At 69.8% G+C, this 20,593-nt stretch carries 18 protein-coding genes and 1 pseudogene; 7 read left to right on the top strand and 12 right to left on the bottom strand.

What is annotated here, in order from left to right:
* Positions 1-78: 78 nt before the first annotated feature.
* The 7 genes and pseudogenes from E3D03_RS09745 to E3D03_RS09715 all read right to left on the bottom strand — a co-directional run bounded on the left by E3D03_RS09745 (position 79) and on the right by E3D03_RS09715 (position 8,921).
* Entirely contained in the window at positions 79-876 is a 798-nt protein-coding gene (locus E3D03_RS09745; protein WP_263566793.1) for an LpxI family protein, read from the bottom strand.
* Positions 873-1,658: an acyl-ACP--UDP-N-acetylglucosamine O-acyltransferase gene (lpxA, locus tag E3D03_RS09740; RefSeq protein WP_263566792.1), complete on the bottom strand. Its 786-nt coding sequence runs from the start codon at positions 1,656-1,658 to the stop codon at positions 873-875. The genes E3D03_RS09745 and lpxA overlap by 4 nt, the downstream gene beginning before the upstream one ends.
* Positions 1,651-2,130: a 3-hydroxyacyl-ACP dehydratase FabZ gene (gene fabZ / locus E3D03_RS09735; RefSeq protein ID WP_018000143.1), complete on the bottom strand. Its 480-nt coding sequence runs from the start codon at positions 2,128-2,130 to the stop codon at positions 1,651-1,653. Before fabZ ends, lpxA begins: the two co-directional genes overlap by 8 nt.
* 57 nt (positions 2,131-2,187) lie before the next feature.
* Positions 2,188-4,293, bottom strand: a complete 2,106-nt coding sequence (locus E3D03_RS09730) for a hypothetical protein (RefSeq protein ID WP_263566791.1) — start codon at positions 4,291-4,293, stop codon at positions 2,188-2,190.
* Positions 4,290-7,054 (bottom strand): annotated as a pseudogene (locus E3D03_RS09725) (DUF4159 domain-containing protein). Before E3D03_RS09725 ends, E3D03_RS09730 begins: the two are co-directional and overlap by 4 nt.
* Positions 7,054-7,923, bottom strand: coding sequence for a DUF58 domain-containing protein (locus E3D03_RS09720; RefSeq protein ID WP_263566790.1), 870 nt, complete (start codon positions 7,921-7,923; stop codon positions 7,054-7,056). The pseudogene E3D03_RS09725 and the gene E3D03_RS09720 overlap by 1 nt, the downstream one beginning before the upstream one ends.
* Positions 7,920-8,921, bottom strand: coding sequence for an AAA family ATPase (locus E3D03_RS09715; protein WP_263566789.1), 1,002 nt, complete (start codon positions 8,919-8,921; stop codon positions 7,920-7,922). The genes E3D03_RS09720 and E3D03_RS09715 overlap by 4 nt, the downstream gene beginning before the upstream one ends.
* 61 nt (positions 8,922-8,982) lie before the next feature.
* Here E3D03_RS09715 and E3D03_RS09710 point away from each other — a divergent pair, with 61 nt between their 5' ends.
* Together E3D03_RS09710 and E3D03_RS09705 are read left to right on the top strand one after the other, a co-directional pair.
* On the top strand, positions 8,983-9,528 hold the full coding sequence (locus E3D03_RS09710; RefSeq protein WP_263566788.1) for a DUF1285 domain-containing protein: 546 nt from the start codon (positions 8,983-8,985) through the stop codon (positions 9,526-9,528).
* Positions 9,529-9,530: 2 nt separating this feature from the next.
* Entirely contained in the window at positions 9,531-10,286 is a 756-nt protein-coding gene (locus E3D03_RS09705) for a hydroxypyruvate isomerase family protein (protein WP_263566787.1), read from the top strand.
* A gap of 120 nt (positions 10,287-10,406) precedes the next feature.
* Here the strand turns inward: E3D03_RS09705 and E3D03_RS09700 are convergent, their stop codons facing one another.
* The 5 genes from E3D03_RS09700 to E3D03_RS09680 form a co-directional block, all read right to left on the bottom strand.
* Positions 10,407-10,604 carry a hypothetical protein gene (locus tag E3D03_RS09700; protein ID WP_062560930.1) on the bottom strand — a complete coding sequence of 66 codons (198 nt, stop codon included), beginning with the start codon at positions 10,602-10,604 and terminating at the stop codon, positions 10,407-10,409.
* Between the two features lie 128 nt (positions 10,605-10,732).
* On the bottom strand, positions 10,733-13,051 hold the full coding sequence (locus tag E3D03_RS09695) for an aldehyde dehydrogenase family protein (RefSeq protein WP_263566786.1): 2,319 nt from the start codon (positions 13,049-13,051) through the stop codon (positions 10,733-10,735).
* A gap of 2 nt (positions 13,052-13,053) precedes the next feature.
* The gene (gene deoC, locus E3D03_RS09690; RefSeq protein WP_263566785.1) at positions 13,054-13,998 is read right to left on the bottom strand and encodes a deoxyribose-phosphate aldolase; all 945 of its coding nucleotides are present in this window, start codon (positions 13,996-13,998) and stop codon (positions 13,054-13,056) included.
* A gap of 1 nt (position 13,999) precedes the next feature.
* A complete protein-coding gene (locus E3D03_RS09685) occupies positions 14,000-14,659 on the bottom strand; it encodes a DUF1523 family protein (RefSeq protein ID WP_263566784.1) in 660 nt (219 codons plus the stop codon).
* A gap of 10 nt (positions 14,660-14,669) precedes the next feature.
* Positions 14,670-14,951 carry a hypothetical protein gene (locus E3D03_RS09680; RefSeq protein ID WP_026155393.1) on the bottom strand — a complete coding sequence of 94 codons (282 nt, stop codon included), beginning with the start codon at positions 14,949-14,951 and terminating at the stop codon, positions 14,670-14,672.
* Positions 14,952-15,057: 106 nt separating this feature from the next.
* Between E3D03_RS09680 and E3D03_RS09675 the strand changes: the two genes are divergently transcribed.
* The 5 genes from E3D03_RS09675 to E3D03_RS09655 all read left to right on the top strand — a co-directional run bounded on the left by E3D03_RS09675 (position 15,058) and on the right by E3D03_RS09655 (position 20,581).
* A complete protein-coding gene (locus tag E3D03_RS09675) occupies positions 15,058-16,350 on the top strand; it encodes an acetylornithine deacetylase/succinyl-diaminopimelate desuccinylase family protein (RefSeq protein ID WP_263566783.1) in 1,293 nt (430 codons plus the stop codon).
* Positions 16,351-16,375: 25 nt separating this feature from the next.
* Positions 16,376-16,669 (top strand): FtsB family cell division protein, encoded by a 294-nt coding sequence (locus E3D03_RS09670; protein ID WP_263566782.1) that lies wholly within the window; start codon positions 16,376-16,378, stop codon positions 16,667-16,669.
* A 204-nt stretch (positions 16,670-16,873) separates the two neighbouring features.
* Positions 16,874-17,884, top strand: coding sequence for a pyruvate dehydrogenase (acetyl-transferring) E1 component subunit alpha (gene pdhA, locus E3D03_RS09665; protein WP_062560936.1), 1,011 nt, complete (start codon positions 16,874-16,876; stop codon positions 17,882-17,884).
* 12 nt (positions 17,885-17,896) lie between these two features.
* Complete coding sequence (locus E3D03_RS09660; RefSeq protein ID WP_263566781.1) at positions 17,897-19,270, top strand: pyruvate dehydrogenase complex E1 component subunit beta; 1,374 nt, start codon at positions 17,897-17,899, stop codon at positions 19,268-19,270.
* Between the two features lie 12 nt (positions 19,271-19,282).
* The gene (locus tag E3D03_RS09655) at positions 19,283-20,581 is read left to right on the top strand and encodes a pyruvate dehydrogenase complex dihydrolipoamide acetyltransferase (protein ID WP_263566780.1); all 1,299 of its coding nucleotides are present in this window, start codon (positions 19,283-19,285) and stop codon (positions 20,579-20,581) included.
* Positions 20,582-20,593 lie beyond the last annotated feature (12 nt).

Here is a 20,593-nt window from a genome sequence, read left to right as displayed (position 1 = left end):
CCGCCGCTGCCGCGGCACCGTCCTTCATCTCTCTGGGAAACGGCGAAGCAGGCGGCTTTCCGTTTTCCAAATACCCATTCACCCCCGCGCCCAGAGGAACAGCCCGGCCGATTCGGCGCGGGCGATCGCCTCGGCGCGTTCCAGCAGGATGACGCTTCCGGCCTGCCAGGCGATGCCGGCGAGGCCCGCCTCGGCGGCCTGGCTGACGGTGTCGGGACCGATGGTCGGCAGGTCGATGCGACGATCCTGTCCCGGCTTCGGCGCCTTGTAGAGCACGCCGCCGGCGCCCTTGGGATCGGGTTTCAGCCCGGCATGCGCCTTGGCGAAGTCCAGCATGGCCTGGGTGCCGGGCAGCGCCTCGACCGCCAGGCACAACCCTTGCGCCACCACTGCCCCCTGGCCGATGTCGAGCGCGCCGAGACCGGCGACGATCTCGGCCGCGCGGGCGGCGTCCTTCTGGTCGCGGGGGCTGGGGGTGCCGGTCAGAACGCCCTCTTGCGGCACGAGATCGGGCAAGATTTCATCGACGGATCTGATGGCTATGCCGGACTCCTCGAAAACGTCGAGCACGGCGCGCAGCGCGGCGTCGTCGCCCGACTGCATGCCCATCAGGATGCGCGGCACGATGGTCATGGTGCGGGGGTCGAACAGGTCCGGCTCGATGCGCGGCCGGCGGATGGCGCCGGCAAAGACCACCTGCGTCACGCCCTGGTCGGCCAGCTCGTCCAGGAAGGGCACCAGCCGCTCCAGCCGGAACGGCCGCGCCTCGACCTGCGGCTTCAGGTGATCCAGCGCATAGACCAGCGGCTGGTCCAGCGCGGCGGCGACGGCGGGGGCCAGCAGGCCCTCGCCCGCGATCAGGGCGATGCGGCTCATGGGTGCGGCGCCAGGAAGCTGCGGTCCGAGGGGCCGAGGATGAAATCCAGCACCTCGCGCACCATCGGGCCATGGTCCTGATCGACCATGTGGCGGGCGGTGTCGCGGAAGCTGCCGTGGCCCAGCTTGCCCAGCATGTCGCGCAGCGCGTGGATTTCCTCGCGCGAGGCGCCGCGGCGCTTCAGCCCGACCAGGTTCAGCCCATCGAGATGGCCGCGCGGCCCCTGCACCAAGCCGAAGGGGATCACGTCCGCCGTCACCATGGTCACCGCGCCGATCATGGCGCCGCGGCCGATGCGCACCCATTGGTGCACGCCGGACAGGCCGCCGATAATGACGTCGTCTTCCAGATGGCAATGGCCGGCCACCGAGGCATTGTTCACCAGGATCACCCGGTCGCCGATCTGGCAGTCGTGGGCCACATGGCTGCCGGCCATGAACAGCCCGTCGTCGCCGACGCGGGTGACGCCGCCGCCGCCCTCGGTGCCGGGATTCATCGTCACATATTCGCGGATGCGGTTGCGGGCGCCGATCTCCAGCCGCACCTTCTCGCCGCGGAACTTCAGGTCCTGCGGCACCTCGCCGATCGAGGCAAAGGGGAACACCACCGTCTCGTCCCCGATCGCGGTGTCGCCGGCGATCACGACATGGGATTTCAGCACCACGCCGCGCCCCAGCCTGACCTCGGGGCCGAGGACGCAGAACGGGCCGATCTCGCAATCCGCGCCGATCACGGCGGCGGGGTCGATCACGGCCGAGGGATGGACCCGGGCGTCAGCCATTGTCGCCACGGTTCAACATGGCCATGACCTCGGCCTCGGCGGCAAGCTGGCCGTTGACCATGGCGCGGCCCTCGAATTTCCAGACCTTGCCGCCACCGCGCAGGGTCTTCATGTGCAATTCCAGCACGTCCCCCGGCACCACCTTCTGGCGAAAGCGGCATTTGTCGATGGACATGAAATAGGTGCCCATGCCCTTGCCGGCCAAGTCCAGAGAGACGCCGACCAGCACGGCGGCGGCCTGGGCCATGGCCTCGATGATCAGCACGCCCGGCATGACCGGCTCTTGCGGGAAATGCCCCTCGAAATGCGGCTCGTTCGAGGTCACGTTCTTGACCCCGACGCAGCTTTCCATCGGCACGATGTCGCGCACCTTGTCCACCAGCAGGAAAGGATAGCGATGCGGCAGGATGCGCTTGATCGCGGCCAGATCGACTTCGGTCGGCGGGATATAGGCGGTCTCGTCGGAAGCCATGCGGTCCTCTTGGAATGTTTTCATTTGCCTAGCAACGGGGCCGCGAATTGGCAAGTTTCAGGCGCGGCTGCCCAGCAGGCGCCCGCGCCCCTCGGCCAGCCAGCCGGCCAAGGCCAGCGCCGCGATCAGCGCCAGCCAGGCCCAGCCCGGCAGCAGCGGGCGATGCGTCATGCCGCTGACCGAGGCCGCGTCGCGCGGCGTGATCGCGATCCACGGCCCGGCCACGCCCTGGCCATGGGCGGGACGGCCCTCGCGCACGCTGCGCAGGCCGGGCATGCCCTCGGCCAGGCGCAGGACGGTGCCGTTCGTGGCCTCGGCCAGGGGCGCCAGCGCGGCGGGTGTCGCCACGGTTTCCTCGAATTCGCGGGGGGCGGCGGGGCCAAGGGCTACGACGCGGCTGATCGCGCCGTCGCTCAGCCGGTAGAGCCCCGGCCCCGGCGCCGTCCAGCGCGCGGTGAAGCGACCGGGGCCGGCCTCGGTCAGGGCCAGGTCCTCGGTCTTGCCATCGGGGTGGGTGATGCGCACCGGGCCGGCGGTCGCGTCCATGGTGCGGCGGGTGACGGTGACGCCAAGGTCCGAGACATCGGCCAGCAGCGCCTCTTCTTCCAGGTCGGGCTCCTGCATCGACCAATGCGCGATGCGGCGCAAAAGCTCGAGCTGCGGCCCGCCGCCCTCGAAACCCCGGCCCCAGAGCCAGACCTGGTCCGAGGTCAGCAGCGCCACTCGCCCCTTGCCGACCCGGTTCAGGATCAAGAGCGGTTCGTCATTGGCGCCGGTCATCACCACATGCGCGCGCGGGTCGGGGATCACCTGCGACATGCGCAGCCAGCGGCCCCAATGGCTATCCGAGCCCTGAACCGGCGCGCCGGTCAGGCCGGCGGTGACCGGATGGCGCTGGCCGTCCTCGGTCAGGCGCGGCAGGAAGGGCTCGTCATAGACCCGGCCGGTCGGGCGCGCCGGGATGATCGCGCCCATGGGCGACAGATTCAGGCTTTCCACCGTGGACATCTCGGGCCCGGCCGAGACCAGAACCGCGCCGCCCTCTTCGACGTAGCGGCGGATGTTTTCATAATATTGCGGCATCAGGATGCCGCGCACCCGGTCGCGGTCGAAGATGATCAGGTCGAAATCCTTGATCCGCTCCATGAACAGCTCTTGGGTCGGAAAGGCGATCAGCGACATCTCGTCGACGGGGACCGCGTCCATCTTGTCCGGCGGCCGCAGGATGGTGAAATGGATCAGGTCCACGTTCGCATCGGATTTCAACAGGTTGCGCCAGGTTCTTTCGCCGGCATGCGGCGCGCCCGAGACCAGCAGCACCCGCAGCCGGTCGCGCACGCCCTGGATCTGGATCGCGGCGGCATTGTTGCGGTCGGTCAGTTCCGGCGTGGCGGCTTCGGGCGCGTCGAAGCCGATCGAGACCACGTTCTGGCCGGCATGTTTCGGCACCACCGGCAGGTCCAGCGTCACGCCGGGCGGCAGGTCCAGGCCGCGCAAGGGCTCGCCGTCCAGGGCCACGCGCAGCCGCGCCGGAGCCTGGGCGACCTCGGGCGGAACGGCGCCCTGGTCCTCGACGCGCAGGCGGATGGTCACGGGCTTGTCGATCAGGCCGTAGGCGGGCGCTTCCTCGATCACCAGACGGCGATCCCAGTCGCGATCCTCACCGGTCAGCAGCACCTGCACCGGCGCCGGGGCCGCGGCGGGGATCATCGCCCGGTCATGGGCAAGGCCATCGGTCACGGCAATGACGCCCGCGACGCGGCCCTGCGGCTCGGCCGCAAGGGCCCGGGTCAGCGCCGCGCCCAGAGCCGTGCCGTCCGGGTCGTCGCCCACCGTCACCCGGCGGATCTCGGTATCCGGCAGGGCGGAAAGCTGGCGCGTCATCTCGGCCACGGCCGCATCGGTCTGGGCGGCGCGGCCGCGCAGATCCTGGCTGGCGCTGCGGTCGTCGAGCAGGATCACGATATCCGAGAGCTTGTCGCGGATGCCCGATTCCAGCGCCGGCCCGGTCAGCGCCGCCGCCACCGCAAGCCCGGCGAGCCCACGCAAAAGCCAGCCGCGCAGCCCCCGCCACAGCGACCACAGCGCGACCAGCCCCGCCAGCACGGCCAGGGCGCCGACCAGCGGCCAGGGCAGCAGCGGATCGAAGGCCAGCCCGCTCATTGCGACATCTCCTCGCCGCGCAACCTTTCGAGCAAGGCCGGGACATGCACTTGATCCGACTTGTAATTCCCGGTCAGCACATACATCACCAGATTGACGCCGAAGCGGTTCGCCATCTCGCGCTGATGCTCGGCGTCGAAGCCGGAGCCGATGCTGAACATGGGCAGGCCGCCCTCATCCACCGCCCAAGCCTCGGCCCAGGCATTGCCGCCGATGATGACCGGCGAGACGCCGTCGTTGAGGTTGCGGAAGGGCACGCCCTCGGCCGCCTCGGCGCCGGCGGGCGGGGCCTCGGCCCAGACCGGGTTGCCCTGATAGCGGCCGGGGAAATCCTTGAGCAGGTAGAAGGTGCGCGTCAGCACATGGTCGGCCGGGATCGGCGCCAGCGGCGGAATATCCAGCGGCGCCGCCAGTCGTTGCAGCGCGGCCGAGCCGTCCGGCCCGCCCAGGCCCGCGATGTCGCCGTCGCGGGTGTCGAACAGGATCATCCCGCCCGAGCGCAGGAAATGGTTCATCCGCACATAGGCCTGCGGCGAGGGTGCGGGCTGGCTGTCGGTGACCGGCCAGTAGAGAAAGGTCAGCAGCGACAGGTCGTCGCTGTCGGGGTCGATGCCAACGGGCGGGCCGGGCTCGACCGTGGTGCGTTGGGTCAGCACCTGCGAGAGGCCGCGCAGCCCCGCCTCGGAGGCGATATCGACATCGGCGTCGCCTGTGATCACATAGGCCAGCGTCACCTCGTCGGCGGCGCGGGTCAGGCGCGGGTCGGGCGCCTCTTGCGCGCCAAGCGCCGCGGCCCAGAGCAGTGCGGCCAGGAACGCGAGCCATCTCATGCAAGCCCCCTGTCCGGTCTGCTGCGGCGCGTGCCCCGTTGCAGCCAGGCGCTGCCCAGGGCGTCCAGCGCGAACAGCGCCGCCGCGAAGGCCAGCAGCCAGCCGCGCAGATCCAGCCCGGGCGCCTCGGCCGCGCTTTCGATGCGGGCGCCGGGCCATTCGGCCAGCGCCATGGCGCCGCCGGCGTTCAGCGCCGCCATGCGCTCGCCGCCGCGATACAGCCCGGCCGGTGCGCCCGGCGCCGGCCCCTGCGCGAAATCGGCGGCGGCGACCGGCACCGGATCGGCGGGCGGCGCAGCGCGGCCGAAGCCGTCCAGCACCAGCTCGGGCAGCCAGAAGGGCTGCTCGGCCTGGTCCTTTTCCGGCTCGGCCAGGCTGACGCGGGCGCTACGCACCAGCCGGTCCAGCATCTCGACGAACAGGCCCGACAGCGCCAGCGAGGACCACTCGGCATTCGCCGTGGTATGGAACAGCACCAGCTGCCCCTGCCCCAGCGCCGCGCGCGTGACCAGCGGCGTGCCGTCGGTCAGCTGGGCGATGCTGCGCTCGGCCAGATCCGGCGCCGGCTCGGCCAAGAGCTGCGCGCGCACGGTGGCATCCCTGGGCACGGCCAAGCCGGCGAACAGGCCCTCGGGGGCGAAAGGCGCGATGCCGCGCGGGTCGCCCCAGCTCAACGCGCCGCCGATGTCGCGGCCGCCGGCGCGCAGGCGCACGGGCAGCAGCGGCTCCTCGGACAGCCGGTCCGAAGCCGCCATGCGCGGTCCGGCGAAGCGGATCAAGAGCCCGCCTTTCTCGACCCATTCCCGCAGCGCCGGCTCCTCGGGCAGGCTCAACTGGTCGGCGATGACGATGACGTCGGGCGCGGCTTGCAGCACGTCGCCCAGGCCGCCCTCGATCAGGTCGGTCGAGGGCGCCAGAGCCCGGCGCAGGTAATGCAGGGGCGAGAGCAGCCGCTGCCCCTCGCTGGCGCGGTCGTCGCCGACCAGCGCCACCTTGCGCCGGCGCAGGCTGTCGTCGGCCAGCACCACGGCACCGGCGGAAGCCTGGCCCTCGATCTCGTAGCGGGTGACGCGGTTGCGCAGTTCCGAAGGCAGGTCGATCGGCACCGGATGGCTGGCTACGCCGGCCTGGGTTTCCGCCGCCCCGGGCTTCAGCCGCGCCAGTTCGCGCGGCGTGCCCTGCGGGTCGAGACCGATGGCCAGCACGTCGGGCGCCGCGCCGCCGGTCGTGCGCAAGAGCAGCGCCGGCCGGTCGCCGGTCCCGGTTTGCAGCGACAGGCGCGGGCCCTGCGGCGGCACCACGCTGACCGGCCCGCGCGCGGCAAGCGCATCGAGCCATGCGGCGCGGTGGTCATGCTCCAGCCCGTCGCTGAGCCACAGGGTCGAGAAGCGCGCCGGCGCCTCGGCCAGCACGGCCGGCGGATCGGCGGGATAGCGCGTCTCCCAGGCCGCGGGACGCAGCGCACGCAGTTGCGCGGCAAGCTCGGGCGCCGGCTGGAAGGGCAGCGCGCCGGCGGCCTGCCCGTCCGCGACCAGCAGCGCCGCCGGCTGGCCGGCCGCGCCCGCCGCGTCCAGCGCCCGCAGCGCACGGTCCTGGCGCTGCGCCCAGTCGGGGGCGGCAGCCCAGCCGGCATCCATCACGATCAGCAAGGGCCCCTGCCCGCCCTGGTCCGGCGCCGGCTTCCAGACCGGGCCGGCAAAGCCCAGGATCAGCGCCGCAATCGCCAGCACCCGCAGCAGCAGCAGCCACCAGGGCGTGTGCCGCGCCACCGGACGCGCATCCCGAAGGCCCAAAAGCAGCCGGGTGCCCGGGAATCGCACCTGCCGCGGCGAAGGCGGCATGGCGCGCAGGATCAGCCACAGCACCGGCAGCGCCACCAGCGCCGACAGGATCCAGGGCGCGACGAAGCCGATGGGGCCCAGGACCAGCATCAGCCCTCCAGCACCGACCAGAGCCACAACAGCGCCTGCGCGGGCGGCTGGCCGGTGTCATGCGTGCCGAAATGCCAGCCCGAGGCCAGCGCGGCGCGGGAAAGCAGCGCGCGCCGCTCGGCCAGCCGCGCCAGATAGGCGTCGCGCAGCCCGGCCGCGTCGCGCGTATCGTGCCGCAGCGCGCCCGAGCCCGAGCGGAACAGCACCGCCCCCTCCCAGGGAAAGCCCTCTTCGTCGGGGTCGAGCACCTGCATCAGCGCCCCGCCGATCCCCAGCCCGGCCGCATGCGCGAGATAATCCAGCACCGGCTGCGGATCGCCCAGGAAATCGTCGAAAAGCACCACGCGCTGACCCGGCCGCAGCGCCTCGGCCGGCGGCGCATCCTCGTCGCCCGGCAGCGCCGGGCGCGAGACCAGCGCCTCGGCGATGCGCTCGGCCTGCATCCGGCCGGGGCGCGGCAGTTGCCCGGCCAGCGCCACGCGCTCGCCCCCCGCCAGCAGCGCCATGCCCAGCGCCAGCGCCAGCAGGTCGGCGCGGTCGCGCTTGGCTGGTCGCGACGGCGCGCCGGCGTAATCCATGCCCGCGGCCGCGGAAACCCAAAGCGAGGCCGATTGCGCCACCTGCGCCTCGCGGTCGCGGACGAACTGCCCGTCCGAGCGGGCCGAGCGGCGCCAGTCGATGCTGCGCGCGGTGTCGCCGGCCGTCGCCGGGCGGTATTGCCAGAAATCCTCGCCCGTGCCGGCGCGGCGCTGGCCATGGGCGCCGGGAACCAGCGCCGCCGCCAGCCGCTCGGCCGAGAGCATCAGCGCCGGCAGGCCGGCCGAGGCCGCCTCGGCCCCCGCCCGCAGCTGGTCGGGGCGCGTGTTCACGCCGCGGCCCGCATCCGGTCGCCCAGCAGCCGGGCGATGACGCCTTCGATGGTTTCGCCGCGGGCGCGGGCGGCAAAGCTCAACGCCATGCGGTGGCGCAGCACCGGCGCGGCCATGGCCTCGACATCGTCGAGCGTCGGCGCGAAGCGACCGTTCAGCGCCGCCCGCGCCCGCGTGACCAGCGTCAGCGCCTGTGCCGCGCGCGGCCCCGGGCCCCAGACCAGGGTGTCAGCCACCCAGACCGGCGCCTCGGGCGCACCGGGACGGGCCGCGCGCACCAGGTCGAGAATGGCGTTCAGCACCGATTCGCCGACCGGCATGCGCCGGATCAGCGCCTGGGCCGCAATCAGCCCCTCGGCGTCGAATACGGCATGCGATTGCCCCTGCTCGGTGCCGGTGGTGGCCAGCAGGATGGCGCGTTCAGTGTCGCGGTCGGGATAGTCCACGTCGATCTGCAGCAGGAAGCGGTCGAGCTGCGCCTCGGGCAGCGGATAGGTGCCCTCCTGCTCGATCGGGTTCTGGGTGGCGAGAACGTGAAAGGGCCGGCCCAGCGGGCGATGCTCGCCACCGATGGTGACCTCGCCCTCCTGCATGGCCTGCAGCAGCGCGGATTGGGTGCGCGGGCTGGCGCGGTTGATCTCGTCGGCCATCAACAGGCGGGTGAAGACCGGCCCCTGGATGAAGCGGAAGGCGCGGCTGCCGTCGGGCAGGATGTCCAAGACTTCCGAGCCCAGGATATCGGCCGGCATCAGGTCGGGGGTGAACTGGATGCGCGCGGTATCAAGGCCCAGCACGGTCGCCAGCGTATCGACCAGCATGGTCTTGCCAAGGCCCGGCTGGCCGACCAGAAGCGCGTGGCCGCCGGACAGGATCGCGGCCAGCACCTGCTCGACCACGGCGTGCTGGCCGACGAAGCGGCGCTCGACGCTGGCGCGGGCGCGGCCCAGCCTTTCGGTCAGCGTCAGGATTTCGGAAACCAGTTTTTCATCCTCGGCCATGACAACGCCCCGTTTCTGCTTTAGGACAGCATAAAGCCAGGCGTGACGGGGTCCACAGGGAATGGTGGAAAAGACTGACAATGCTGTGAGCGACGCGGCCGGAATCGCCGCCGCCGCCAGCCGCGCCTCGGCCAAGGGGCCGCCGCCGGTGCATCTGTGGAATCCGCCCTTCTGCGGCGATCTCGACATGGAGATCCGGCCCGACGGCAGCTGGTTCTACAACGGCACCCCCATCGGCCGGCCCGAGATGGTGCGACTTTTCGCCTCGATCCTGAAGCGCGAGGGTAACGATTACTTCCTGGTCACCCCGGTCGAAAAGGTCGGCATCCGCGTGGTCGACGCCCCCTTCGTCGCCGTCGATGCCGATATCGGCGCGGGCATCGACTTCACCACCAATGTGGGCGACCGCGTGACGGCCGGCCCCGACCACCTGATCGAACTGCGCGGCACGGTCGAGGAGCCGCGGCCCTATGTCCACATCCGGCGCGGGCTGTGGGCGCTGATCGACCGCAAGACATTCTACCGACTGGCCGATGCGGCTACGCCCGGCGAAAGCGGGCGTATGGAAGTGCATTCGGAAGGGGCGGTCTTTGCCCTGGAGCCCTGAGCATGGCGCGTTTCGCGGCCAACCTGACCTATCTCTTCACCGAGCTGCCGATGCAGCAGCGCTTCGCCGCCGCGCGCAAGGCCGGCTTCGACGGGGTCGAGATCCTGTTTCCCTATGACCTGGCGGTCAAGGAGCTGAGCCAGGCCGCGCATGGCGCCGGGGTCGAATTCGTGCTGATGAACACGCCGCCGCCGAACTGGGCCGGCGGCCCGCGCGGCTTCGCGGCCGAGCCGGGCAACGAGGCGCGCTTTCGCAGCGATTTCGACCGCGCCCTGCGCTATGCCCAGGCGCTGCGGGCCCGGCACCTGCATGTCATGGCCGGCAAGGCCCAGGGCAATGAGGCGCGCCGCACCCTGATCGAGAACCTGAAATGGGCCTGCGCCCGCGCCCCCCAGGCCAGCCTGACCATCGAGCCGATGAACAAGGCCGACATGCCGGGCTATTTCCTCGACAGCTTCGATCTGGCGGCCGAGATCATCGCCGCCGTGGACGCGCCGAACCTGGGGCTGCAATTCGACGCCTATCAGGCGCAGATGATCCATGGCGACGCGCTCGAGGTGTGGCAGCGCCATGCCGCCCTGGTGCGCCATGTCCAGATCGCCAGCTGCCCCGGCCGGCACGAGCCGCGCCAGGGCGACATCGACTTCGCCGCCTTCTTTCGCGCCGTGGACGGGTCCGGCTACCAAGGCTGGGTGGGGGCGGAATACACGCCGCTGACCTCGACCGAGGCGGGGTTGCGCTGGCTGCGCTCGGCCTGACGGGGCAGCCTGGCGCGACAGCAATGGCCCGGCCGGATGCAGGGGACCGGCGGGATGCGGTTCCACGCCTGCAGGACTTCCGCGGGCGGGCGTGGCCGGGATGACCGCAGGCCTGCCCGATCAGCCTTCGTCCGGCCTCGATAGTGCCGCGTCAAGGCATTGATCAAGTCCGATCACCAAGGTCTCGTCGTTCAGCGCCTGGCGCGCCCGCACGATGACAGGGCCGCTCATGACTTCGATGCCCAGGCCGCTGCGGACAGCCCACGTGATCGTCCGGCCAAGGTCGGACCTCGGCCCGCCCGAACTCGCATCGGCCATCAAGCAAGTCCGCGCCCACCTTAAGCCATTCTCTTTTGTGAAAATATCCTGCGGGGGAAGCCCGTCGGACCGCAGGGCCGATGGGCGTGGGGGCGCAAAGCCCCCATCTTCAAGACGGCGCCCTTGCTTCAATAGACCGCGCTGCCGGTCCCGGCAGGAAGCGCGCCATAGGGCAGCCAGATCGTCTTGATCCGGCTCGCCGCGCGCAGGAATTCCCGACCCTGCGCGGCCGGATCGCTCCAGTCGCGCGGCGGCGGCACCCAGACCGGGATCAGCGTCGCGCCCGCCAGGCCTTGGGTCGCGGCCAGCCCCTCGCCCTGCCCGGCATGCCAGATCGCCGAAACCCCGTCATGCCCGGCCAGCGCTGCCGACAACGCATCGCGCGGGCCGGTAACGATATTGACCACGCCGCCCGGCACATCCGAACAGGCCAGCACCTGCGCCAAGGTCAGGGCCGCCATCGGCCGGTCCTGCGAGGGCACCGCCACCACGGCATTGCCCATGGCGATGGCCGGCAGCACCAGCGACAGGAACCCCGCCAGCGGCGCCGCGACCGGGGCGATCAGCCCCATGACGCCATGCGGTTCGGGCTGGACATGGCACAGATGCCCGGGCTTCGCCGCGACCGTGGCACCGTCGTATTTGTCGGCGAAGCCGGCGTAGAAGAAGCAGCGGCGGATGGCGGCATCGACCTCGGCGGGGCTCGCGTAGCCGGCGAATTCGGCCCGGCGCTGCGCCAGGTTCTCGGCCAGGAAATACAGCACCTGCGCCCGGCCGTGACCGCCCAGACCCTGCCATTTCGCCAAGCTGCCCTGCGCCGCCTCGACGGCGTTGCGAATGTCCTTGCGGTTGCCCAGCGGGATCAGCTCGTCCTGGGCCAGATAGCTGGCGCCGCCATCCGGCCGCTTCTGCGCGCCGCCGATATAGAGCTTGACGGTGCGGTCTATCCCCGGGGCCTCGGCCGGCACGATCTCGGCCGGCAGCGGGTCGCGTTGCGCCGCGACGGGCGCGGCGAGATAGTCCAGCATGCCCTCGCGCCCGCCTTCGCGGCCATAGCCCGAATCGCGCATGCCGCCAAAGGGCGCCGCCGCGTCGAAGAGATTGGCGCAATTGACCCAGACCACGCCGGCCTTGATCCGCGCCGCAAGGTCGGTCGCCACCGCCGCATTCTCGGACCAGACCGAGGCCGCCAGCCCGTAGCGGGTATTGTTGGCCAGATCCGCCGCCTCGTCCGGGGTGCGGAAGGTCGAGAGCGTGGCGATGGGACCGAAGATCTCCTCGATCATGCCGGGGTTCGCGGGCGCGATATTGCGCAGATAGCCCGGCGCGATGAAACAGCCCTTGCCGGGCAGGCCGCCGACCAGCTCCGCCCCCGCCTCCACCGCGCGGTCGAGGATGCAGAGGATGCGCTCCTTCTGCACCGGATCGACGATGGCGCCGATGTCGGTGGACTTGTCCAGCGGCGGGCCGGTGCGCAGCCGCGCCATCCGGGCGCGCAGCAGGGTTTCGAACCGGGCCGAGACGCTTTCCGCGACCAGGATGCGCGAGCCGGCGCAGCAGACCTGGCCCTGGTTGAACCAGATGGAATCGACGACGCCCTCGACCGCGGCATCCAGATCGGCATCCGCCATGACGACGAAGGGCGACTTGCCGCCCAGCTCCAGCGTCAGCTTCTTGCCCGAGCCGGCGCAGGCGCGGGCGATCTGGCGCCCGACCTCGGTCGAGCCGGTGAAGGCCAGCTTGTCGACCGGGGCCGCGACCAGCGCCTCGCCGGTGTCGCCGTCGCCGGTGACGATGTTGACCACGCCCGCCGGCAGGCCGACATGGGCGCAGATCTCGGCAAAGGCCAGCGCGGTCAGCGGCGTATATTCGGCCGGCTTCAGCACCACGGTATTGCCGGCCGCCAGCGCCGGCGCCACCTTCCAGGCCAGCATCAGCAGCGGGAAATTCCACGGGATGATCTGGCCGCAGACGCCCAGGGCGCGGTGGCCGGGAAACTCGGTCTCGGCCAGTTCGGCCCAGCCGGCGTGATGATAGAAATGCCGCACCACCAGCGGCACGTCGGTGTCGCGGCTTTCGCGGATCGGCTTGCCGTTGTCGAGCGTCTCCAGCACCGCCAGGAACCGCTCGCGCTTCTGGATCGTCCGCGCGATGGCGTAGAGAAAGCGCGCCCGGTCGTGGCCCGGCATGGCCCCCCAGCCGCGTTGCGCCCGGCGCGCGGCGCGCACGGCCTTTGCCACGTCCCGCGCGGTGCCCTGCGTGACCTGCGCCAGTGCCTCGCCGGTCGAGGGGTCGCGGCTGGCGAAGGTCTCGCCCGCCCTGGTGAAGCGGCCGGCGATGAAATGGCCGAATGCGCCGCGTTCGCGCAGCCAATCGCGGACGGCGGCCGAATCCTCGGGCGCGGGGCCGTATTCCATGCTTTCCATGATCTCTGCCACCTTCGGCATGCTCACCCCGCCGCCAGCCTGTGGGCGCTGGCATAGCGCCCGGTCACGAAATGCGAGATCTGCCGCTCGATATCGCCCAGAAGCGAGCTGGCGCCGATGCGGAAGAGGTCGGGGCGCAGCCAGTCGCGACCCAGTTCCTCGGCCATCAGCACCTGCCAGTTCAGCGCGTCCTTGGCCGTCTTCAGCCCGCCGGCCGGCTTGAAACCCACGGCAAAGCCGGTGCGGTCGCGATAGTCGCGGATCGCGCGCAGCATGACCAACGAGACCGGCAGCGTGGCGTTCACCGGCTCTTTCCCGGTCGAGGTCTTGATGAAATCCGCCCCCGCCTGCATGGCGACATGGCTTGCGCGCGCGACATTGGTCAGGGTCTTCAGCTCTCCCGTCGCCAGGATCGCCTTCATCAGCGCCGGGCCGCAGGCCTCGCGCATGGCGCAGATTTCGTCGTAAAGCGCCGCCCATTCGCCGCGCAGCGCATGGGCGCGGGAAATCACGATGTCGATCTCATCGGCGCCCTGGTCCAGCGCATAGCGGATCTCGGCCAGCCGCAGGTCCAGGGGCATCAGCCCGGCCGGAAAGCCGGTCGCGACCGAGGCCACCGGCACGCCCGTGCCCTCCAGCGCCCGTTTGGCGGCCGCCACCATGGTGGGATAGACGCAGACCGCGCCGGTGGTCAGACGCTCGACCCCCATCAGCGCCAGGTCGCCGGCATCGACCGGCTGGCGCGCCTTGGCGCAAAGCCGGGCCACGCGGTCGGCCGTATCGTCGCCCGACAGCGTGGTCAGGTCGATGCAGCGCACCGCGTTCAGAAGCCAGGCCGCCTGCCATTCCTTCTTGAGGCTGCGGCGCGCGGGCAGGCTGGCGGCGCGCCGCTCGGCCGCGGGGGTGTTGACGGTGATGCCCTCGAACCAGTCGAGGCGGAAGTCGGTGCCCGGGTTCCTGGTCGGCATCTCAGCGGCCCTTGAGCCCGTTCCACCAGCGCCGCATCCGCCCCTGGGCACGGTCGCGGGCGGCATCGGCGCGGGCGTCGAGCCGGTCCCAGGCCTGGTCGGCGGACCGCACGGCCGGGTCGATGGTGCGCTCGCGGAACTGGTTCCACATGCGCCAGATCAGGAACAGCAGCCCGCCCAGCAGCAGCAGGATGATCTGCGCCGCCCAGTTGAAGGGCTTCACCTCGGGCCCCGCCACCGGCTTCACCGAGATCGCGTTGGGATAGACCGAGAGCCAGGCCACCCGCCAGCCGTATGAGGTCACGCCGACCCATTCCGGCTTGGCCGAGGTCGAGCGCAGGTCGGTCGCCTGGGCATGCAGGTTCGAGCTGTCGTATTTGAAATAGGGCGGCCAGATCCAGCCGGTATCCTCGTTGCGATAGACATAGGGCTTGCCGTTCGGCCGCACCGTGTCGATGAAACGCACGTCGCGCTGGCCTGCCGCATTCTGCACCGTACCGGTGTCGGGCGAGGCATAGAAGATGCGGTTCGCGCCGATGTCGGTCAGCCGGTTGTAGGTATTGGTGATGCGCACCGTCTGCTTCGAGGGCAGCGCGTAATCCAGGAACAGAAAGACCACGATCCCGAAGATCACCCCAAGAACGGTCAGGAACCAGCGCATCGGCGCCCCCTCAGTTGTAATTCACGATGACGACGATCGCGACAAAGGCGACCAGCGGCAGGACCAGCACCAGAAGCGCCAGCCGCGCCCGCAGCGTCCGGCTGAAGCCTGTCATGCAACGCCGCACGAACTCGCGTCGTTCCGGGCTGGCGCCCGCCCGCTCGGGATGCCGGCGATCCCATTCCTTTTCAAGCGCCTCGCGGCGCAGGCTGCGGATATAGATCGAGATCAGGGCGTAAAAGATCAGCTCTACAACCAGCACCATGCCGATCAGGCGAAGAAAGGCGATCATCGGGCAAGGCTTTCGCTGCGGCTCATGGCCCGCATGGAAGGCCGGCGCGGCGCGCATGTCAATGACCCCATTGCGACGCGGCCGGGCCCGGCCTAGCCTGCGGGCCATGGACCCGCTTCGCCTGGAAATCGAGAACCGCCGCGACGATCTGATCCGCCTGACCCAGGATTTGATCCGCATCCCGACGCTGAACCCTCCGGGCCGGCACTATCGCGACATCTGCGAATACCTGCGCGCCCGGCTGGCGCCGCAGGGCTGGGACTGCGCGCTGGTCCGCGCCAAGGGCAGCCCCGGCGACAGCGAGGCCTTTCCGCGCTGGAACCTGGTCGCCCGCCATCACGGCGCCACCCCCGGCGCCTGCGTGCATTTCAACAGCCACCACGACGTGGTCGAGGTCGGCCACGGCTGGACCCGCGACCCGTTCGGCGCCGAAATCGACGGCGACCGCATCTATGGCCGCGGCGCCTGCGACATGAAGGGCGGCCTCGCCGCCAGCATCATCGCGGCCGAGGCCTTCGTCGCGCTCTATCCCGACCATCCCGGCCAGATCGAGATCAGCGCCACCGCCGACGAGGAAACCGGCGGCTATGGCGGCGTGGCCTGGCTGGCCGAGCACGGCGCCTTCGCCCATGTCGATCACGTCATCATCCCCGAGCCGCTGCACAAGGACCGCATCTGCCTGGGCCATCGCGGCGTCTGGTGGGCCGAGATCGAGACGCAGGGCCGCATCGCCCATGGCTCGATGCCCTTCCTGGGCGACAGCGCCATCCGCCACATGGGCGCCGTGCTCGAGGAAATGGAACGCAGCCTATTCCCGCTGCTGCTGACCCGGCGCACCGAGATGCCGGTGATCCCCGAAGGGGCGCGCATCCCGACGCTGAACATCAACGCCATCCACGGCGGCGAGCCGGACCTCGGCCCGGAGTTCACCGGCCTGCCCGCGCCCTGCGTGGCCGACCGCTGCCGCATCGTCATCGACCGCCGCTTCCTGATCGAGGAGGATCTGGCCGAGGTCAAGCGCGAGGTCACGGCGCTGCTGGACAAGGTCCGCGCCCAGCGGCCGAATTTCCGCTACGAGATCCGCGACCTGTTCGAGGTCATCCCCAGCATGACCGACCGCGAGGCGCCCGTCGTGCGTTCGACCGCCGCCGCGATCCAGCGCGTGCTGGGCCGCGAGGCGGGCTATGTCGTCAGCCCCGGCACCTATGACCAGAAGCACATCGACCGCATCGGCAAGCTGAAGAACTGCATCGCCTATGGCCCGGGCGTGCTGGACCTGGCGCATCAGCCCGACGAATGGATCGGCGTGCGGGACATGCTGGATTCGGCGCGGGTGATGGCGCTGGTTCTTGCCGACATCCTGATGGGGGATTCCCCCGGCGCGCCGCCTGTGGCATGATCGCGCGCAAAAGCACGAGCAGCACATGACCCAACGCCTGTCGATCAGCGCCATCATCTTCTTCGTCGGGGCTGTCCTGCTCGGGGTCTATTTCGCCTTCGCCGCCGTGCAGGGCCCCTCGGGCATCCTGCGCCGCGTGCAGTTGCAGGCCGAGACCCAGGACCTGGCCCAGCAGCGCGACAGGCTGCAGGCCGAGGTCGACCGCATGCGCAACCTGACGCGGCGGCTGTCGAACGATTATCTCGACCTCGACCTTCTGGACGAGCGCGCCCGCGACGTGCTCGGCCTGGTGCGCGCGGACGAGATCATCATCCGCTGAACCGGCCGGCGTCTTTTCCGTTTTCCAAATACCCCTGCGGCCTTGCCGCCACGCAATGCGGCCCCTGCCCGGAAAATCACCGGCAAGGGCAGGATTCCGCATCTGCCCTCTGGACCTATGCACAAGGCCGGTTTACTTCCCCCGCGAGCTTGCCCTAGAATTAGTTTAACGCTGAACTATTCCTGCCCCGAGGAGGAGGCCCGTATGGTCAGAAAGCCCGCAGCCAAGGAAAGCACGTCGAACGTGTCCCGTGACGAGCTGCTCAAATACTATCGCGACATGCTGTTGATCCGCCGATTCGAGGAAAAGGCCGGCCAACTCTACGGCATGGGCCTGATCGGCGGCTTCTGCCACCTCTACATCGGGCAGGAGGCCGTCGTCGTCGGCCTGGAGGCCGCCGCCAAGGAAGGCGACAAGCGCATCACCTCCTATCGCGACCATGGCCACATGCTGGCCTGCGGCATGGAAGCCCGCGGCGTCATGGCGGAACTGACCGGACGCTCGGGCGGCTATTCCAAGGGCAAGGGCGGCTCGATGCACATGTTCAGCCGCGAAAAGCACTTCTACGGCGGCCACGGCATCGTCGCGGCGCAGGTGCCGCTGGGCGCCGGCCTCGCCTTCGCCGACAAATACCGCGGCAATGACAACGTGACCTTCGCCTATTTCGGCGACGGCGCCGCCAACCAGGGCCAGGTCTACGAGACCTACAACATGGCCGAGCTGTGGAACCTGCCGGTCGTCTTCGTGATCGAGAACAACCAGTATGCCATGGGCACCTCGATGAAGCGCTCGACCAAGTCGACGACGCTCTTCGGCCGGGGCGAGGCTTTCGGCATCAAGGGCGAACAGGTCGACGGCATGGACGTGCTGGCGGTCAAGGCCGCCGCCGAAAAGGCCGTGGCGCAATGCCGCGCCGGCAATGGCCCCTATATCCTGGAAGTGATGACCTATCGCTATCGCGGCCACTCGATGTCCGACCCGGCGAAATACCGCACGCGCGAGGAGGTGCAGAAGATGCGCGACGAGCGCGACGCCATCGAGCATGTGCGCGACCTGCTCTTGACCGGCAAGCACGCCAGCGAGGATGACCTCAAGGCCATCGACAAGGAAATCAAGGATATCGTGAACGACTCGGCCGAATTCGCCAAGGAAAGCCCGGAGCCCGCGCTGGAGGAACTCTGGACCGATATCTACGCCGAAGAGAAAAGCGCCTGAGGGAGGGCAACCATGGCAACCGAAATCCTGATGCCCGCCCTGTCGCCGACCATGGAGGAAGGCACGCTGGCCAAATGGCTGGTCAAGGAAGGCGATACCGTCAAATCCGGCGACATCCTGGCCGAGATCGAAACCGACAAGGCCACGATGGAATTCGAGGCCGTCGATGAAGGCATCGTCGGCAAGCTCTTGATCGCCGAGGGCACCCAGGGGGTCAAGGTGAACACCCCCATCGCCGTGCTGGTCGAGGAAGGCGAATCCGCCGATGCCGCGCCCGCCGCCAAGGCCGAACCCGCTCCCGCCGCCGCAGAAGCGCCCGCCGCTGCACCGGCACAAGCTGCGGCCCCCGCCCCCGCCCCGGCCCCGGTCGTCGACCAGTCGCCCGACTGGCCCGAAGGCACGCCGATGAAGACCATGACCGTGCGCGAAGCCCTGCGCGAGGCCATGGAAGAGGAGATGACGCGCGACGGCACCGTCTTCCTGATGGGCGAGGAAGTCGGCGAATACCAGGGCGCCTACAAGATCAGCCAAGGCCTGCTCGACAAGTTCGGCCCGCGCCGTGTGGTCGACACCCCGATCAGCGAAATCGGCTTTGCCGGCATCGGTACCGGCGCCGCCATGGCCGGCCTGCGTCCCATCGTCGAGTTCATGACCTTCAACTTCGCCATGCAGGCGATGGACCACATCATCAACTCGGCCGCGAAGACGCTTTACATGTCCGGCGGCCAGATGGGTGCGCCGATGGTGTTCCGCGGCCCGAACGGCGCTGCCGCCCGCGTCGCCGCCCAGCACAGCCAGGACTATGCCGCCTGGTTCGCCCAGATCCCGGGCCTGAAAGTCGTCATGCCCTATTCGGCCGCCGACGCGAAGGGCCTGCTCAAGACCGCGATCCGCGACAACAACCCCGTGGTCTTCCTGGAAAACGAAATCCTCTACGGCCGCAGCTTCGAAGTGCCGGATCTGGAAGATTTCACCATCCCCTTCGGCAAGGCCAAGGTCGTGCGCCAGGGCCGCGACGTGACGCTGGTCAGCTTCGGCATCGGCATGACCCACGCGCTTGAAGCCGCCGAGAAACTGGCCGGCGAAGGCATCGAGGCCGAAGTCATCGACCTGCGCACCCTGCGCCCGATCGACTACGCGACCGTGATCGCCTCGGTGCAGAAAACCAACCGCTGCGTGACGGTGGAAGAGGGCTTCCCGGTCTGTTCGATCGGCAACCACCTCTCGGCCTATATCATGGAAAACGCCTTCGATTATCTCGACGCGCCGGTGATCAACTGCACCGGCAAGGACGTGCCCATGCCCTATGCCGCCAACCTGGAAAAGCACGCGCTGATCACCTCGGACGAGGTGGTGGCGGCGGTCAAGAAAGTCACCTACCGTTAAGGAGCAAGCGAGATGCCGACAGAAATCCTGATGCCCGCGCTTTCTCCGACCATGGAGGAGGGCACGCTGGCCAAATGGCTGGTGAAGGAAGGCGACGCGGTGAAATCCGGCGACATCCTGGCCGAGATCGAGACCGACAAGGCGACGATGGAATTCGAGGCCGTGGACGAAGGCACGGTGGGCAAGATCCTGGTGGCCGAGGGCACGGCGGGCGTGAAGGTGAACACGCCCATCGCCGTCCTGCTGGAAGAGGGCGAAAGCGCCTCCGACATCGGCTCGGCCCCGGCGCCGAAAGCCGAGGCAGCCGCCCCCGCGAAACCCGAGGCCGCCCCCGCTCCGGCGGCGGCAGCCCCTGCCCCAGCGGCACCGAAGGCGGCGGATGGCGGGCGGGTCTTCGCCTCGCCGCTGGCGCGCCGCATCGCGGCCGAAAAGGGCATCGACCTTGCCGGCGTGACCGGTTCCGGCCCGCGTGGCCGCATCGTCAAGGCGGATATCGAAGGCGCCAAGCCCGGCGCAGCCAAGCCCGCCACCGCCGAGTCCCCGAAAGCCGCCGCCCCTGCCCCGGCAGCGGCCGCCCCGGCCGGTCCTTCGGCGGAAACCGTGCTCAAGATCTATGCCGACCGCGAGACGACCGAGGTGGCGCTGGACGGCATGCGCCGCACCATCGCCGCCCGCCTGACCGAGGCTAAGCAGACCATTCCGCATTTCTACCTGCGCAAATCGGCCAAGCTGGACGAGCTGATGAAGTTCCGCGCCATGCTGAACAAGCAGCTGGAATCGCGCGGCGTGAAGCTGTCGGTCAACGACTTCATCATCAAGGCCTGCGCGCTGGCGCTGCAAGAGGTGCCGGATGCCAATGCGGTCTGGGCCGGCGACCGCATCCTGAAGCTGAAACCCTCGGACGTCGCCGTTGCCGTCGCCATCGAAGGCGGGCTGTTCACCCCGGTGCTGAAGGACGCGCAGCAAAAGACGCTGTCCGCCCTCTCGGCCGAGATGAAGGACCTGGCCAACCGCGCCAAGACCAAGAAGCTGGCACCGCACGAATACCAGGGCGGCAGCTTCGCGATCTCGAACCTCGGCATGTTCGGGATCGAGAACTTCGACGCGGTCATCAACCCGCCGCATGGCGCCATCCTCGCCGTCGGCGCAGGGATCCAGACCCCGGTCGTCGAAAACGGCGAGGTGGTGATCCGCAACGTCATGTCGATGACGCTCTCGGTCGATCACCGGGTCATCGACGGTGCCCTCGGTGCCCAACTGCTCGACGCCATCGTCAAGCACCTGGAAAACCCGATGGGCATGCTGGCCTGACCCGCATCCGCC

Source organism: Paracoccus sp. DMF, from assembly GCF_004407025.1.
In the GTDB taxonomy this organism is placed as follows: domain Bacteria; phylum Pseudomonadota; class Alphaproteobacteria; order Rhodobacterales; family Rhodobacteraceae; genus Paracoccus; species Paracoccus aminovorans_B.
The sequence above is the reverse complement of the archived record's forward strand: the minus strand, read 5'-3'. Positions and strand labels throughout refer to the sequence as shown.